Annotated in this window: 11 protein-coding genes; 5 read left to right on the forward strand and 6 right to left on the reverse strand. The window is 67.9% G+C overall.

Annotation, left to right across the window (positions count from 1 at the left end; translation table 11 throughout):
- From ACLFMY_RS05345 to trpB, 3 genes are all read right to left on the reverse strand, one after another.
- On the reverse strand, positions 1-662 hold a 662-nt coding region (locus ACLFMY_RS05345), incomplete at its 3' end, for a CorA family divalent cation transporter (RefSeq protein WP_410763541.1).
- Between the two features lie 40 nt (positions 663-702).
- A complete protein-coding gene (gene purT / locus ACLFMY_RS05350; protein ID WP_410763542.1) occupies positions 703-1,914 on the reverse strand; it encodes a formate-dependent phosphoribosylglycinamide formyltransferase in 1,212 nt (403 codons plus the stop codon).
- The gene (gene trpB, locus ACLFMY_RS05355; RefSeq protein ID WP_410763543.1) at positions 1,907-3,100 is read right to left on the reverse strand and encodes a tryptophan synthase subunit beta; all 1,194 of its coding nucleotides are present in this window, start codon (positions 3,098-3,100) and stop codon (positions 1,907-1,909) included. The genes purT and trpB overlap by 8 nt, the downstream gene beginning before the upstream one ends.
- A 198-nt stretch (positions 3,101-3,298) precedes the next feature.
- Here trpB and ACLFMY_RS05360 point away from each other — a divergent pair, with 198 nt between their 5' ends.
- From ACLFMY_RS05360 to ACLFMY_RS05370, 3 genes are all read left to right on the forward strand, one after another.
- Positions 3,299-5,671 carry a diguanylate cyclase domain-containing protein gene (locus ACLFMY_RS05360; protein WP_410763544.1) on the forward strand — a complete coding sequence of 791 codons (2,373 nt, stop codon included), beginning with the start codon at positions 3,299-3,301 and terminating at the stop codon, positions 5,669-5,671.
- 110 nt (positions 5,672-5,781) lie between these two features.
- Complete coding sequence (locus ACLFMY_RS05365) at positions 5,782-7,782, forward strand: protein-L-isoaspartate(D-aspartate) O-methyltransferase (protein WP_410763545.1); 2,001 nt, start codon at positions 5,782-5,784, stop codon at positions 7,780-7,782.
- A gap of 40 nt (positions 7,783-7,822) precedes the next feature.
- Positions 7,823-8,707, forward strand: coding sequence for an ABC transporter substrate-binding protein (locus ACLFMY_RS05370; RefSeq protein ID WP_410763547.1), 885 nt, complete (start codon positions 7,823-7,825; stop codon positions 8,705-8,707).
- Positions 8,708-8,717: 10 nt separating this feature from the next.
- Here the strand turns inward: ACLFMY_RS05370 and ACLFMY_RS05375 are convergent, their stop codons facing one another.
- Positions 8,718-10,169 carry a phospholipase D family protein gene (locus ACLFMY_RS05375; protein ID WP_410763548.1) on the reverse strand — a complete coding sequence of 484 codons (1,452 nt, stop codon included), beginning with the start codon at positions 10,167-10,169 and terminating at the stop codon, positions 8,718-8,720.
- A 344-nt stretch (positions 10,170-10,513) separates the two neighbouring features.
- On the opposite strand from ACLFMY_RS05375, the gene katG reads away from it, so the two are divergent.
- A complete protein-coding gene (gene katG / locus ACLFMY_RS05380) occupies positions 10,514-12,730 on the forward strand; it encodes a catalase/peroxidase HPI (protein ID WP_410763549.1) in 2,217 nt (738 codons plus the stop codon).
- Between the two features lie 120 nt (positions 12,731-12,850).
- Here the strand turns inward: katG and ACLFMY_RS05385 are convergent, their stop codons facing one another.
- The gene (locus ACLFMY_RS05385; protein ID WP_410763550.1) at positions 12,851-14,629 is read right to left on the reverse strand and encodes a Na/Pi cotransporter family protein; all 1,779 of its coding nucleotides are present in this window, start codon (positions 14,627-14,629) and stop codon (positions 12,851-12,853) included.
- 170 nt (positions 14,630-14,799) lie between these two features.
- Here ACLFMY_RS05385 and ACLFMY_RS05390 point away from each other — a divergent pair, with 170 nt between their 5' ends.
- A complete protein-coding gene (locus ACLFMY_RS05390) occupies positions 14,800-15,474 on the forward strand; it encodes a hypothetical protein (RefSeq protein WP_410763552.1) in 675 nt (224 codons plus the stop codon).
- 30 nt (positions 15,475-15,504) lie between these two features.
- Here the strand turns inward: ACLFMY_RS05390 and ACLFMY_RS05395 are convergent, their stop codons facing one another.
- Positions 15,505-16,758, reverse strand: a complete 1,254-nt coding sequence (locus ACLFMY_RS05395) for a YeeE/YedE family protein (RefSeq protein ID WP_410763554.1) — start codon at positions 16,756-16,758, stop codon at positions 15,505-15,507.
- Positions 16,759-16,864 lie beyond the last annotated feature (106 nt).

Consider the following 16,864-nt stretch of genomic DNA (forward strand, 5'->3'; position numbering starts at 1 on the left):
CGAGTTAGTGCATCGGCCTGTTCACGGATGCGGCCGCGATCCAGCGAGGCGAGCAGAGGACGGTTGATGGTCGACAGCCGGGCCAGTGCGTCCCGTTGCGGTGCGAGGTAGCGGCGGATGACGATGATGCTGCGGCGGATCTGGCCGATCCGGCCGCGCAGTTCGCGGTCGGCGCCCTCGAGCAGTTGCGCCTCGAGATCGTCGATTTCCTCCTCGATCGACTCGATCAGCTCGTCGGTGCGTTCGGCCAGTCCCTCGACCAGTTCCATTACCAGCTCGCCCAGGTTGGCCGGTCCCGTACCCGCTTCGAGTTGGTGAACGATCCCCTCGACGGTGCGCAGCGCAAAGCGCGACGTGCTGATCAGCCGCTCGCCGTCGAACCACAGGCGCAGCGAGATCATGTCCTCCGGCCGACTGCCGGCATTGAGGTTCACGCCGCGCAGGATCAGCAGCAGCCCCTCGTCGTGCTCGACCACGCGGGGGCGCGTGTCCTCGGCGAGCAGGCTGTCGACGACCAGCTCGTCGACGTCGGCCTCGTCTTCCAGCCAGCGTCGGTCGTCGGCGTCCTCCCAGTTGAGCCGGGTCCAGGTGCCGGCCGGGGACTGCTGCGGGCCGGCGCGGCCACCGCTGCCGTCAAGGCGGATTTCCTGGCGTGTGCTCATGGGTGCCTCGCATGCAGTCGAGCCGTGTGTCGTGCTGCACTCATGGTTTCAACTGCACCGAGCCCGCCGCCCGACGCGCCCGCTCGCGCGCCTGCTCGATGGATTCGCCGCGAGCCAGCGCCACGCCCAGGCGTCGCTTGTCGACCACGGCGGGCTTGCCGAACAGGCGCAGTTCGGTGCCGGGCTCGGCCAGGGCGGCGACGGTGCCGGTCAGTATGGGGTGCGCGGTCTCGCCCTCGCGGACGATCGCGCAGGAGGCCGACGGGCCGCGCTGGGTGACCTCATGGACCGGCAGGCCGAGCATGGCCCGCAGGTGTAGGGCGAATTCCGACAGGTCCTGCGAGACCAGGGTGACCAGCCCCGTGTCGTGCGGGCGCGGCGAGACCTCGCTGAACCAGACGTCGTCACCCTTGACGAACAACTCGACGCCGAAGATGCCGTAGCCGCCCAGTTCCTCGACGATGGCGCGGGCGACCTCGCCGGCGCGGGTCCGCGCGGCCTCGCTCATCGGGTGGGGCTGCCAGCTCTCTCGGTAATCGCCGTCGACCTGGGTGTGGCCGATCGGTGGGCAGAGCGTGATGCCGTCGCGATGGCGGATGGTCAGCAGGGTGATCTCGTAGTCGAAGTCGATGAATGACTCGATGATCACCCGCCCGCGACCAGCCCGTCCGCCGGACTGGGCGAGGTCCCAGGCGTGCACGGCGTTGTGGGCATCGCGCACCAGCGACTGCCCCTTGCCCGAGGAACTCATCACCGGCTTGACCACGCAGGGGACGCCGATGGTGTCCACGGCGTCGAGGAACTGGTCCTCGGTCTCGGCGAAGGCGAAGCGGCTGGTCGGCAGCGCCAGCGTCTCGGCGGCCAGCTGGCGGATGCCCTCGCGGTCCATGGTCAGGCGCGCGGCGCGCGCGTTCGGGGTGACGACGAAGCCCTGGGCCTCGAGATCGAGCAGGACGGGGGTGGCGATCGCCTCGATCTCCGGGACGATCAGGGCCGGCATCTCCTGGGTGATCACGCTTTTCAGGGCCGCGCCGTCGAGCATGTCGATCACGTGCGAGCGGTGCGCGACCTGAATGGCCGGGGCGTTGGCGTAGCGGTCGACGGCGATCACCTCCAGTCCCAGTCGCTGGGCCTCGATGGCGACCTCCTTGCCCAGCTCGCCGGCGCCCAGCAGCATCAGGCGGATGGCCTCGGGCGAGCCGGGGGCGCCGATGGCGGCCGCGCGGGCCTCGATACTGCCGTGATCAGCCATGGCCGAAGTGCTCCGTGACGTAGTCGATGTCCTTGTCGCCGCGCCCGGAAAGGTTGGCGAGGATGGTGGTGCCGGGGTTCTCGCGGCCGAACTTCATCGCCCAGGCGATTGCGTGGGCCGACTCCAGCGCCGGGATGATGCCCTCGCGGCGCGAGATCGCGTAGAAGGCCTCCAGGGTCTCGTCGTCGCTGATGGCATGGTAGTTCACCCGCCCGGCGGTCTTGAGATACGAGTGCTCCGGGCCGACACCCGGGTAGTCCAGCCCCGAGGCGATCGAGTGCACCGGCGCCGGGTTGCCTTCCTCGTCACTCAGGAGCAGGCACTTGAAGCCGTGGATCATCCCCGGCTTGCCGAAGGTCATGGTGGCCGAGTGCTGGCCGAGCTCCTCGCCCTTGCCCAGCGGTTCGATGCCGTGGAGCTGCACGTCCTCGTCGTCGATGAACCCGGCGAAGATCCCCAATGCGTTGGAGCCGCCGCCGACGCAGGCGGTGACGTGATCGGGCAGCTCGCCGGTCATCTCCAGGTATTGCTCGCGCGCCTCGAGGCCCATCACCGACTGGAAGTTGCGCACCATCCTGGGGAAGGGGTGCGGCCCGACCACCGAACCGATGGCGAAGATCGCCTCGTCGGCCTGCGAGAGATAGCTCTGGAAGGCCGAGTCCACCGCCTCCTTGAGGCTCCTGCCGCCGAAGCCCACCGGCACCACGGTCGCCCCGAGCAGTTTCATGCGGGTGACGTTGGGCGCCTCCTTGGCGATGTCGATCTCGCCCATGTGGATCTCGCATTCCATGCCGAAGTAGGCCGCGGCGGTGGCGAGCGCCACGCCGTGCTGGCCGGCGCCGGTCTCGGCGATCAGCTTGGTCTTGCCCATGTGCTTGGCGAGCAGTGCCTCGCCCATGCAGTGGTTGAGCTTGTGCGCGCCGGAGTGGTTGAGGTCCTCGCGCTTGAAGTAGATATGCGCACCGACGTCGGCGCTGAGGTTGTGGGCGTAATAGACCGGGGTGGGGCGACCCTGGTAGTGCTTGCGGATGTAGCGCAGCTCGTTGAGAAAGTCCGCCGAGCGCATCAGGCGATCGTAGGCGCGCTCGATCTCGGCGAAGTGGGGCTCGAGCTCCGGCGGCAGGAAAGCGCCACCGAATTCACCGAAGTAGCCTTCTTTGTTGGGAAAGTTCTTGAGGTACGACATCGAGTTCTCTGCCCCTCCTGTGTCCTGTTCGAGGTGGATGACGGTGTGCCGCGGGGGTGGAAACGGCTTGCGGCATGATCCAATGCCCGGACCGCCTTGCCAAGCCCGTGATGGTCTAGACTTCCCCGGGAAGCGTCCTCGGCCGCGTTCGCCATCGGTGCGCGATGGCCGGGACATGTCCCAGTCACAGGGAGCTTGATGGTTCTGAATCTTTCCCTTCCTGGCGTCTACCTGCGACACGGAGTCGTCGCCGGCACCCTGCTGGTCGGCTTTCTCGCGCTGGCCTGGAGTTTCGTCGATTCCTACCGCGATCTGCAGCGCTCGCTGGGAAAGGAGGCACTCGGCCACCTGGAGATGGAGTACGAGCTCATCCAGACCTACCAGGGGAACCTCGCCCGCCAGGTGGTCGACGACAACTTCCGCACCTCCGAGGTGCTTTCCCTGATGGCGCGTGCCGCGGAGACCGAGGATCCGGAGGAACGTGCGGATCTTCGCGAGCAACTCTATCTGGAGCTCTTGCCCGTCTACGAACGGATGAAGGCCAACGGCTTCTGCCAGTTGCACTTCCACCTCCCCGAGGCCGTGAGCTTCCTGCGCTTCCACCGCCCGGACATGCATGGTGACAGCCTCTGGGAGGTGCGCGAGGGTCTGCGCCTGGCCCAGTCGACCCGGACGACTGTCTCGGGGTTCGAGGAGGGGCGCGTGGTCAACGGGTTTCGCCACATCTTCCCACTGGAATCCGAGGGGCGGTTCGTCGGCACGGTCGAGGCGTCGTTCTCCTTCATGACCTACCTGCTGCACCACGTCGGGCTCGACCACGGGATGTACCGGCTCTTGATCAGCGACGAGCTGGTGGAGTCGAAGGTCTGGCCCGAGGAAAAGCGGCGCAACTACGGCCCGGCACCGCGGCACCCGGGGCTGGTGCGCGACCTGCGCGTGGACCCCTTCCGGCACCCGGAGCTGCTGCCCCCCGGCGAGTGGTCGAGCGAGCTGGTCGACGAACTGGATGCCCGGGTGGCCGGCGAGGTGCGTCCACGGTTGCGCGACTGGAAGCCGTTCTGGGTACTGACACGCACACCCGCCCCGGTGATCGTGTCCTTCATGCCGATCGAGACCATCGGCGACCGTCCCGGCGGCTACATCCTGCGCTATCACCGTGTGCCGGAGATCGCCCGGGCGTGGTCGCTCCTGTGGTGGAAGCTGGCGGTGGCCTCGTCGCTGCTGGTGCTGGTGTTCGCCGCCCTGGCCGTGCTGTACCGCCGCGAACGGCGTGGGGCGAAACTGCGTGACTACCTGCTCTCCGACCTGCGCGAGGAGCATGACAACCTCGAGCGGGCACAGAAGATCGCCCACATCGGCAACTGGGTGTCGGATGCGCGCAGCGGCCGCATCAGCTGGTCCGACGAGATCTACACGATCTTCGGCCGCCGACCCGCGGACTTCACGCCCACCCACGAGCACTTCATGGAAGCGGTCCACCCGGAGGACCGCGAGCAAGTGGAGAAGGCGGTGAGCCATTCCTTCCGCACGGGCGATCCCTACGAGATCGAGCACCGCATCGTCCGGCCCGACGGCGAGATTCGCCACGTGCTCGAGCGCGGCGTGATGGAAATGGACGGCGCCGGCAAGCCCCGGCGCATGATCGGCACCGTTCAGGACGTGACCGAACTTCGCCAGCTAGAGGAAACCCGCAAGGAGGCCGCGGCGATCATCGAGTCAACCCACGAGGCGATCTTCGTCACCGATGCGGCGGGGCGGATCGTGCGGACCAATGCCTCCTTCCAGCGCGAAAGCGGCCTGGACGTCGACGAGTTGCATGGCCGACCGGCCGACAGCCTGTTCGAGCCGTCGGACGATCGCGGGGGAGACGCCTTCGCCGACGCGTGGCGCAAGGCACTGGAGCGGGGGGCCTGGGAAGGCGAACTGACCCTGGTCGGCCGCCGCGGCCACCGCGTGCCGGTGCTCCTCTCGCTGACCTCGCTGACACTGGACTGGGGCGAGCGCCGCGTCGTGGGGCTGTTCTCGGACATTTCCGGCATCCATGCCCGCGAGCAGCTGATGTGGCACAAGGCACACCACGACTCGCTCACGGGGGCGGCCAACCGCGTCCTGTTCGAGGAGCGCCTGACCCGGGCGATTACCGAGGGTCAGCGTCACCAGGAACTGGTCGGCCTGTTGTACGTGGACCTCGACGGCTTCAAGCCGATCAACGACGAGCACGGGCACGAGGCGGGCGACCACGTGCTGCGGACCGTGGTGCAGCGCCTCGAGGAGGCCACCCGCGAGACGGACACCGTGGCCCGGCTCGGGGGAGACGAGATGGCCGTGCTGCTGATCCGGCCGGCGACGATCGACGACGTCGAGGGCGTGGCGGAAAAGCTCCGCGAGTCGATCGCCCGGCCCATTGGCTGGCACGACCATTCCATCCGCCTTTCGGCGAGCGTCGGTGTGGCCATCCATCCGCGGGACGGTTCGAATGCCGACGAGCTGTTGCGGGTCGCCGACGCGGCGATGTACCGGGAGAAACGTCGGCATCGTTCGTCTCGCGAGACCTCGCCCGGATCGTCCTGATCCGGAACGTCTCGATCCGGGGCGACCCGATCCGGGGTTGGTGCCTGCCATCGCCGGCCGCGGCATCTATCCTCTTCTACTGGGCGATACAGGCAGCGGGGGAACCGGGCATGGAAAGTTCCGACTTCGCGGCACGGCGCGAATCGATGATCGACGACCAGGTGCGCGGGCGGGGCATCACCTCGCCACGCGTCGTCGACGCCCTGCGTCACGTCCGGCGCGAGCGGTTCGTTCCCCGCGAACTGCGGGAATTCGCCTACGAGGACACGGGGCTGCCCATCACGGCCGGCCAGACCATCACTCGGCCCTGGATCGTGGCCATGATGATCGACGCCCTCGATCTGACCGGGGGCGAGCGGGTACTGGAAGTCGGCACCGGGTCGGGCTATGCGGCCGCCGTGCTGGCCCGGATCGCCGAGCGCGTCTACAGCGTGGAGCGGATCGCCGAACTGGCCGGGCTGGCCGGCCGGGCGCTGAAGGACGAGGGCGTCGACAATGTCGAGATCCGGGTGGGCGACGGCAGTCGCGGCTGGCCGGAGGCCGCGCCGTTCGATGCCATCTTGGTGGCTGCGGCGGCTCCGGCCGTGCCCGAGCCGCTCAAGCGACAGTTGGCCGTGGGTGGCCGCCTGGTGATGCCCCTGGGCGAGGACGAGGAGGTCCAGGAGCTCGTGTGCGTCACGCGGCTCACCGAGGACACCTACGACAGCCGCGATCTCGCCGACGTGAGCTTCGTGCCGTTGCTGGGCGAGGAGGACCGGCAGCCCGCCGGCCCGCGTCGCCGGCGGGTTTCCTGGCGGCAAGACCTCGAACCCGACCGGCGGCTGGCCGACCGGATCGCGGCGAACGCGGAACGCTTCGATTCGGCCGACGATCTGCCGCTCGAGCGCCTGCTGTCGCGCATCGGCGACCGCCGGATCGTCCTGCTCGGCGAGGCCTCCCACGGCACCTCGGAGTTCTACCGCGCACGCCAGCGCATCACGCAGGCGCTGATCGAGGAGAAGGGGTTCGATTTTGTCGCCATCGAGGGGGACTGGCCCGACGCGGCCCGGGTGGATCACTACGTGCGCCATGCCGACTACCCGGCCTCGGAATGGACGGCCTTCGCCCGTTTTCCCACCTGGATGTGGCGCAACGAGGAAGTGCGCGGCTTCGTCGACTGGCTACACGAACACAACGCCGCGCTCGACCCGGAGCGGCGCGTGGCCTTTCACGGGCTCGACCTCTACAGCCTCTACAACTCCATCCGGGCCGTACTCGATTACCTCGACGACGTCGACCCGGCCGTGGCCGAGGTGGCGCGGGAGCGATATGGCTGTCTCGTCCCGTTCCAGAGCGATCCCGCCACCTATGCCCGGGCCGCGCTCCACCCCGACTACGAGACCTGCGAGGAGCCCGTTCTGGCCATGCTGCGGGACCTGCACGCCCGCCACCGGGAATACGCCGAGCACGACGGCGAGCGTTTTCTCGACGCGATGCAGAACGCCCGGCTGATCGCCAACGCCGAGGAATACTACCGCACGATGTTCTACGGCTCGCGCAGCGCCTGGAACATGCGCGACACGCACATGTTCGAGACACTCGAGCACCTGCTCCGGCATCACGGCGAGGGCAGTCGCTGCGTGGTCTGGGCGCACAACTCGCACGTGGGCGACTCGGAGGCGACGGACATGTCGCGCCGCGGCGAGTTCAACATCGGCCGGCTGTGTCGCGCGCGCTTCGGCGACCAGGTCTACTCGGTCGGCTTCGGCACCGACTCGGGCACGGTGGCCGCAGCCTCGAACTGGGACTCACCGTTGGAAATCAAGGATGTGCGTCCGTCACTTCATGACAGTTACGAGCATCTGTGCCACGAGACCGGGCTGGCCGCCTTCCTGCTGCCCATGGGTGCCGGAGCGGACGCGGATCTCCGCCGGGACCTGCTCGCCGACCGGCTCGAACGGGCCATCGGGGTGATCTATCGTCCGGACAGCGAACGCCAGAGCCATTACTTCCATGCCACCCTGCCCAGGCAGTTCGACGAGTACGTCTGGTTTGACCGGACACGGGCCGTGCGGCCGCTTGCGAGCGAGTCGCTGGGCGGGATGCCCGATACCTATCCATTCGGCGTGTGACAGGCGGCCGAGCGCGAACCGACCAACCAAGGAGACCGACATGAAGCAGATCGACGTGGGCCTGGAATGGTTTCTCAACCCGGATCACCTGCCGTTCGTCACCGGCATCGAGAAGGGCTGGTTCCGCAAGGCGGGGCTGGACGTGCGGCTGGTCGAGCCGGTCGATCACTACGATGGCCTGGCGGCAGTGGCGGAGGGGAAACTGGCCTTCGCCTGCAACGAGCCGCTGCACATGATCGACGAGCCGCGCTCCGGTCTCCGGGCGTTGGGCTGCTTCTTCGAGACCGAGGGCGGGGTGATGCTCACGCCTGCCGGCGTTCAGGCGTTGCGGGAGGGGAAGACCATCCGGGTGGCCTCCCCGGTCGCCGGCGAGGTCACTGACGATCTCGCACGCGAGATCGTCGGTCGCTGGTGCGAAACGGAAAACCTGGCGTTCGACCCCTCGCAGTTGCAGATCGAGGCGGCCGGTTTCGAGCACCTGAAGAACCTGCAGGCCGGTTTTGACGGCGCATGGCTCTGCTTTGCGAACTTCGAGGGGGTCGAGGCGCGCTACCTCGGTGTGGAGGCGACCTTCATCGCCAGCACCGACGTCGGCCTGCCCAATTTCTCCGCCCTGGAGCTGTTCACCGGCGAATCCTTCCATCGCGAGTATCCCGAGGTGGTGAGCGAGTTCACGCGCATCCTCTCGGAGGGCGCGGAGTTGTGCCGGGAGGACCCGAACGCGGCCGCGCGGATCTGGTACCGCCATACCGGTGACGAGCGCAGCGCGCTGATGGACGCGATCATCCGTGACACCTGTCGGCGCCTGGTGGTGCCGGTGGTCGCCGACCCGGAGCGCTGGCGGGAGATGTGGCGGCAGTTCGATCGCATGGGGCTGTCCCAGGTGGACCGCGCCGCTTTCGACGCCCTCTACGAGCCCTACTGATCCCGAGGGGTCAGAAGGTCGACAGCCCCGTCGCCTCCATCAGGCGGTAGCGCCAGTACCGCCAGGCCGAATCGTCGGCGAAGGCCTCGAAGGGCAGGCTGTGCAGGGCGTCGCTCCCGTTCCCCCAGCGTGTCTCGAAGAACCGGGTGGCATCCAGCATGGCTGGGTGGTCGTCGTCGGACCGCCACTCGATGTTGGTCTCGAGGTTGTAGTTGTCGAGATTGCGGCGGGTGAAGTTGGCCGACCCGAGCAGCAGGTGCGCGCGCCCGCCCGTCTCGCGATGCAGCAGGAACTTGCTGTGGCACTGCTCGCCCTGCGTGTGGCACCAGCGCACCGGGATGCCGGCCCGCTGGAGTTCCATGCCCACCGGCCGGTTGGGGATGCCGTCCTTCTCCCGGCCGAAGGCATCGCGGTTGGGGTCCAGCAGGACACGCACTCTCACGCCCCGTTGCTGCGCGGCGAGCAATGCCTCGATCACCCCGCGATGCGAGAGGTAGAACATCGCCATGTCCAGCCGCTCGCCCCGCCGTGCCGACCCGATGCGCTCGACCAGGGCCTCGCGGATGGCCGCCTCGGTGAGGATGCGCAGCTCTCCCTCGTCGTCCGTGACAGGCGGGGAGGATGCGCGCGGGACGAGCGTCACGCCGGGCGGCTCGGTGCCGGACAGCCGCGCCACGGCGGTTTCCGTTTCCAGCAGGTCGACGACCGCCGGTCCGGAAAAGCGCAGTGCCACGTTGCCGTGGCGGCTGCTGGCGTCGTGCGGGTTGGCCGACGTCACCAGGCCCACCCAGCGGCCGTTGCTGTCGGCAACTACGGTCTTGCGGTGGTTGGCCTTGAAGTTGAGCAGCCGCATCAGGCTGGCCAGCGAGACCTTGCCTTCTCCCAAGGGGTTGGGCAGCCAGCCGTTGCCCGGCTCGGAGTCCATCCAGCGACAGCAGAGCCGCCACAGGCCTGACCACAGCGGGTTGGGATCCCGCAATGGGTCGAGATCGGTCTGTACGACCGTGATGCCGGCCGCCTCGAGGGCGTCGAGGTGATCGGGTGCCTGGCTGCCGTAGGCGGAATTGACCGGATCGGTGATCAGCAGGACCTCCAGCTGCGGGCGAGCGGCCTTGCGTTCCAGCAATGCCTCGGTCAGCTCCCCGGAGAGGGGGCGGTGGTCGTTGCCCGTCTCGCCGGCGAAATCGTTGAAAAGAAACATGTCGAGCACCAGCAGGTGCTCGGCGCCCCGCACGAGTCCGAGGACCTCGTCGAAGATCGCCTGGTCCGCAATGCGCGTGCCGTCGGTCGAGGTGTAGGTCACGTCGGCGAGAAAGCGCACGTCCTCGGTCGGCATCCAGGGGGTGGCGATGTCCAGGGCCGCGGGCAGGGGCTTGAACACGTGCCAGGCGCCCATGACCGTCCACGCGAGCAGGAACAGCAGCAGGGCAGTCAAGAGAACGGGTTTGAGGTGCAGGGGCATCGACTGTCCGTGGCGACGTTGGCAAGGCTTTCGATGCTACTGCGATAGGTGACATGCCGCCAGCCGAACGGGCTTTCGTCAGCCACGGCGTCACGAGTTCCCCGATACTTCTATGGAGCAAGGGATCACCCCTCAACAATAGAATTAACCTATTGTTTTTCGTTGTGAAACCAATTTGCAGCTATGGCTTTGGTCGCCTACCTTCGACAGTCGGGTGGTGACGTTCGGCCCCGGCAGGAAGGTGGAAGCCCCACGCCGCCGACAGGGTTTTTCCCCGGCCATGTCCGCGCATGGCCGGGGACGTCCCGACCGACAATCACGACAGGAACCTCCAGGAGAATACGATGGGCGACAACAACGCAGGCAAGTGTCCGGTCATGCATGGCAGCCGCACCAAGATGGGCGGTGGGGGCGGCGGCGCCAGGGACTGGTGGCCGAATCAGCTCAACCTCGGCATCCTGCACCAGCACACCCCGGTGTCCAGCCCGCTGGGCGAGGACTTCGACTACGCCGAGGCATTCGACAAGCTGGATCTCGAGGCGGTGAAGAAGGACCTGGTCGAGCTGATGACCGACTCCAAGGAATGGTGGCCGGCCGATTACGGCCATTACGGCCCGTTCCTGATCCGCATGGCCTGGCACTCGGCCGGCACCTACCGCACCGCCGACGGCCGCGGCGGGGCCTCGACCGGCAACCAGCGGTTCGCGCCGATCAACAGCTGGCCGGACAACGCCAACCTCGACAAGGCCCGCCGGCTGCTCTGGCCGATCAAGCAGAAGTACGGCAACAAGCTCTCCTGGGCGGACCTGTACATCCTCGCCGGCAACATGGCGCTCGAGTCCATGGGCTTCAAGACCTTCGGCTTCGGCGGCGGCCGCAAGGATATCTGGGCACCCGAGGAAGACATCTACTGGGGTGCTGAGGAGGAATGGCTCGCCACCAGCGACAAGCCGCACAGTCGCTATTCCGGCGACCGCGAGCTGGAGAGCCCGCTGGCCGCGGTGCAGATGGGCCTGATCTACGTCAACCCGGAAGGCCCGGACGGCGAACCCGACCCGCTCGCCTCGGCGCGAGACATCCGCGAGACCTTCGAGCGTATGGCGATGAACGACTACGAGACCGTCGCGCTGACCGCCGGGGGTCACACCTTCGGCAAGGTCCACGGCGCCGGGGATGCGGCCCACGTCGGTCCCGAGCCGGAGGCCGCGCCCGTCGAGGAGATGGGCCTGGGCTGGAAGAGCAGCTACGGCTCCGGCAAGGGCCGCGACGCCATAACCAGCGGGCTGGAGGGCTCCTGGACGCCGACCCCGACCAAGTGGGACATGAGCTACTTCGATGTGCTGTTCGGCTACGACTGGGAACTGACCAAGAGCCCGGCGGGCGCCTGGCAGTGGACCCCGAAAAACCTCGCCGAGAAGGACCACGCCCCGGATGCCGAGGACCCGAACAAGCGGGTCGGCATCATGATGAGCACCGCCGACATGGCGATGCGCGAGGACCCGGACTACCGCAAGATCGCCGAGCACTTCCACAAGAACCCGGAGGAGTTCGCCGACGCCTTCGCCCGCGCCTGGTTCAAGCTCACCCACCGCGACATGGGGCCGAAGGACTGCTACCTCGGCCCGGACGTGCCGGACGAGGACCTGATCTGGCAGGACCCGGTGCCGCCGGTCGACCACGTGCTGATCGACGAGCAGGATGCCGAGGATCTCAAGGCGGCGATCCTGGATTCGGGCCTGAGCGTGCGCGAACTGGTCTACACGGCCTGGTCGTCGGCTTCCACCTTCCGCGGCTCGGACAAGCGCGGCGGGGCCAACGGCGCGCGCATCCGTCTCGCCCCGCAGAAGGACTGGGAGGTCAACGAGCCCGAACAACTGGCACGCGTGATCAAGACCCTCGAGGGCATCCAGAAGGCATTCAACGACGCGCAGTACGGCGGCAAGCGCGTGTCGCTGGCCGACCTGATCGTGCTTGGCGGTGCCGCGGCGATCGAACTGGCGTCCTGGGATGCCGGCTACCCGGTGGAGGTGCCTTTCGCGCCGGGGCGCACCGATGCCACCGCCGAGCAGACCGATGCCGACTCCTTCGACCCGATGAAGCCGGAGGCCGACGGTTTCCGCAACTACCGTCGCGCGAAGTTCACCGTTTCCGACGAGGAGATGCTGGTCGACCGTGCCCAGCTGCTGGGCCTGTCCGCCCCGGAAATGACGGTACTGGTCGGCGGCATGCGCGTGCTCGGCGCCAATTTCGGCGAGAGCAAGCACGGCGTGTTCACCGACGAGCCGGGCACCCTGACCAACGATTTCTTCGTCAACCTGACCGACATGGACACGGTCTGGAAGCCGACCGAGGCGGACGAGGACATCTACGAGGGGCGTGACCGCCAGACCGGCGAACTCAAGTGGACCGGCACGCACGTGGACCTGGTGTTCGGTTCGAACTCGCAACTGCGGGCGATTGCCGAGGCCTACGCCCAGGAGGATGCCGGCGGGAAGTTCGTGCATGACTTCGTGGCGGCCTGGAACAAGGTGATGAACGCCGGTCGCTGCGATCTCGACTGATGATGCCGAACGGGGGAGCCACCGGCCCGGTGGACTCTCCGGACAGCAAGGCCACCGGTCTGGAGACCGGTGGCCTTTTTGATGCGCCCTCCGGTGGGCGAGACCGACCTTGCTGTCGGGTTAGCCGGATCCCCGTTCGCTTCCGGTGTCGTGCCCGGTGGGGCGCTCCGCCGACTCGTCACCGCTTGTCGGCGTGGCCGCGCTGGTCATCCGCATGACCGCATCGTCGTCCCGGGCGTCGCCACTCTCCTCGACCTCGTCGTCACGGTAGTGGTGCAGCTGCTTGCGCAGCCGCCGGGTGTACTTGGCGGCCTTGTAGGCCTGGTCGACGATACGCCGGACGTGGCTGAGCTCGTCGAGCCGGGCCACCATCTGCCGCACCGGCAGGCGGTCGTCGGCACCGGCGCGCAGCAGCAGCGCCTTGAGTGCCTGGTAGTCGTCGGCGAAGTCCTTGATGGCGTGCTTGAGACGCTTCATCGAGAACTCCTCGTCGTCGGGATCGGCGAGCGAGAGGAAGTGCGCCGTCTCTCGGCGGAACTCGGTGAGTGCCTCGCTGATGGCCGGGTCGGTCGGTGTGGTCAGGGTCGCCTCGAGCCTGGCGACTTCCTCGACGTGCTCGGCGATGTCGCCATAGTAGCGGCTGACCCGCATGGCCAGCGGAAAGCCCTCGGCGATCGAGGCCGGCATCTCGCCGTACTGGGCGCGGTTGCTGAACTCCGCCGTGGCCAGGATCAGTCGCTCGATGATCTGGCGGTCACGCCGTAGTCGCTCCAGGGCGGTCGCCCCTTCCATGCTGACCACGTCGCGTGCCCCGCGGCGGGCGATCTCGCCGATGCGCTGGAGTTCCATGTTCAGGGCATCCAGCGCGAGGTCGGGTGTGCTGGCGATGTGCCGGTCGAGGTGCCGTGGCTGGCCTTCGTCCTCCTCGGCGCTGCGGAATCGCGTCTCGAGGAAGCGGACAAGGCGCGGGGTGGCCGGCCAGAAGATCGCCATGCCGAGCAGCTTGGTAATGGTGTGGAAGACCGCGAGCGAGGTCGCCGGCCCCGGCTCCAGGCGCATCAGTTGCGCGGCCTGCGCCACCAGCCAGAGCAGGGCGGGCAGCGAGACGAAGGCGACGATGCCGACCACCACGTTGAACAGCACGTGGGCGACCGCGGCGCGCCTGGCCGACGAGGTCGCGCCGATCACCGCGAACAGGGCGGTCGAGGTGGTGCCGACGTTCGCACCGATCACCATGGCCGCGGCCGCCGTCAGCGGGATCAGGCCGGTGCCGGCGGCCGTCAGGGTGATGGCCAGCGAGGCACTCGAGGAGTTCATCACCACCGTCATGATCACGCCGATGGCCGCGAACATCAGCAGGCTCAGCACGCCGTTGCCGGTGTACTCGGCGAGATCGAACCCCTCGCCGAAGTCGCCGAAGCTCGCCTTGAGCACGTCCAGCCCGAGAAAGAAGATACCGAAACCGGTCAGGGCGTCACCGAGGTAGGCGCGCCGCTTGCCCTGGCCGGTCACGCGCAGCAGCATGCCGATGGCGATCGCCGGGAGGGCGAGGGCCTGCAGGTCGACCTTGAAGCCGACGATCGCCACCAGCCAGGAGGTGGCGGTGGTGCCGATGTTGCTGCCGATGACCACCCCGACGGCCTGGAACAGCGTCAGCAGCCCCGCGTTGACGAAGCCGACGGTGGCGAAGATCACCGCCGAGGACGACTGCACCACCGCCGTGATGGCAATGCCCGAGACGATGCCGCGTGGCGTGGTGGCCGTTCCCCGGGCCAGGATCTCGCGCAGGGCATCCCCGGCGGCCACCTTGAGGCCGTCGGTCATCAGGCGCATGCCGAGCAGGAACAGGCCGACGCCGCCGAGAAAGGTAAGTGTCAGATGAATGCCCATCATGGCCATGATAGCCACCTTGCGCCGCCATGTCGGTGATTGTCACCGAGCGATCGCCGCATGGAACCCGACCGGACGGGTGCTAGACTTCGCCGTCAACAAATCCATCCGCGCGGCCTTCCCCGGCGCTTTCCCGCCGATCTGTCGCGCGTCGAAGGCCATGCCCGAGAGATTGCACCATGCGACGTCGTATCTACCTTATCCCCGCGCTGCTCGCCGGGCTCGGTCTGACTTACCTGCTGACCGGCTGCCAGGCCGAGGTCGAAGCGGAACTCGAGATTGGTGATATCCGCGAGCGCGAGACGCGCGGGTTGTTCGCTACCAGCGAGCTGCGGACCGAGGACTGCGAACGCGACAACCGGAGTGCCGACCGTGAGGGCAGCGCGGGCTGGACCACCTGGGTGCTCTCGGGGGTCTTTCCGGATACGCGCTATCGATCGTGCAGTGAACGCGATTCCGGTGCGGTAACGACCTTCCGCAACATGTTCGTGTTCGATGCCATGCCGGGCGAGGCGTTGAGCGGACTGTCGCACGTCAACATCAAGCTGCACGAACAGACCTTGTCCGTCGGCGTGCCGCCCTACGTGCAGGACAACATCGAGCGGGTGCGCGACCAGGCGCGGAGCGACGACGCCCCCGAGATCAGGACGCGCCTGAGACTGGTCAACAACGAGGACGAGCCGTTCGCTTACCGGGTGGCGCGTTTCGACGAGTCGGGCGAGGTCGACTGGGGCGAGCGGCAGGTACTTGCGCCCAGCGACCGGGTTTCGCTCGACTACCCGGTCGCGCTGGCCGAGCAGGTGTTCGCCGACGGACGGGCGCCGTTGCTGCGCATCGATTCGCCCGGCGACTGATCGGCCCGAAGGCCGGATGGCCGGGGAACGTTACCGCGAGCAGCCGCTCGGGCGCTCGCCGGTCGGGTCCTCGTCGCGGAAGGGGTGGCAGCGGCGCGGGATCAGGCGCAGGTCGGCCATCAGGGCGCAGGCCAGCGAACGCCGGCGGCTCTCGGGGTAGAGCGCGCGGTAGAGCATGACCTTGAGGGTGACGAACGCGCCCAGCACGATGCCGCCGAGCGCGATCAGGCTGCCCAGTGCCAGCGTCGAGCTGCCCGAGAGCCCCTGGCCGACCGAGCAGCCCATGGCGATGATCCCTCCGGCACCCATCAGCAGGCCGCCGACGGAGTAGGTGCCGAACTGCGACCAGGAGCCGAAGCCCTGCAGCCGAAACTGCTGCCTGGCGGCGAACCACAGCGCCGCGCCAAGGATCACGCCGAGCATGGCCACCACGCCGAAGGTGACGAAGTCGAATGCCGGGTTGGCGCCGAGCCGCAATGCCTCGGCGGCCGGCGCGACAAAGCTCAGCGACTGGGTGCCGCTGCCCTTGGGCGGGTCGAAGGCCAGCGCCGCCTCGCTCATCAGAGCCTGACCCGCAGGCGAGCCGGTCCACAGCCAGCCGGCGGTGATCACCAGACCGATACCCAGCCCGCCGATCAAGTCCGCGCGACGCATGCGTTGGCCGTGATCCATCCGCCATAGCCTGGCGACCAGCCCGGCGGCCACTAGCAGCGCGGTCGCCAGGCGCCAGTGTTCCAGCGACCCGTTCGGGGCGATGCCCGCGAGCAGGGTGCCGGGGTCCTGGTGGTCGATGCCGAGCGAGGCGAGGCTCAGTCCGGGCCAGGCCAGGCTCTGGTCGACAAACATCCGCGCGGCGGGCCACTGGAGCAGTACCAGGGCGGTCAGGCCGACCACCAGGTAGGCCCATAGCGACTTGAAATCGCCCTGGCCGATATTGACCAGGGTCTTGGTGGTGCAGCCGCCGGCGAGCACCATCCCGACGCCGAACAGCGTGCCGCCGAGCAGGTAGCGCAACCACGGGAAGTCGGCCGATCGGTAGTTGACGCGCGTCTGGTCGAGATCGAGCGTACCGAGGAATTCGAGGACGCCCACCGCGGCGATGGCCACGGCGATCGACAGCAGCCAGGCGCGCATGCGCCCCATGTCACCCGTCAGCACCCAGTCGGAGACCGCGCCCATGTTGCAGTAGCGCGTGGCGGCGGCCACCAGGCCGAACAGCAAACCGATGCCCAGCGCGCCGGCCAGGATCAGCAGCCACGGGTTGTCGACGGTCGCCAGTGTCATGGTGATCAGGTTACCGGGTTGGCGTATGGAATGCCTTTCATGGTAAGGGCAAACGCTGTCAGCGCCGCGGTTCCGGCCCCAAAACGTTGTGATCGGGACATAAGCT

Source organism: Guyparkeria sp., assembly GCF_046545975.1.
GTDB lineage: Bacteria > Pseudomonadota > Gammaproteobacteria > Halothiobacillales > Halothiobacillaceae > Guyparkeria.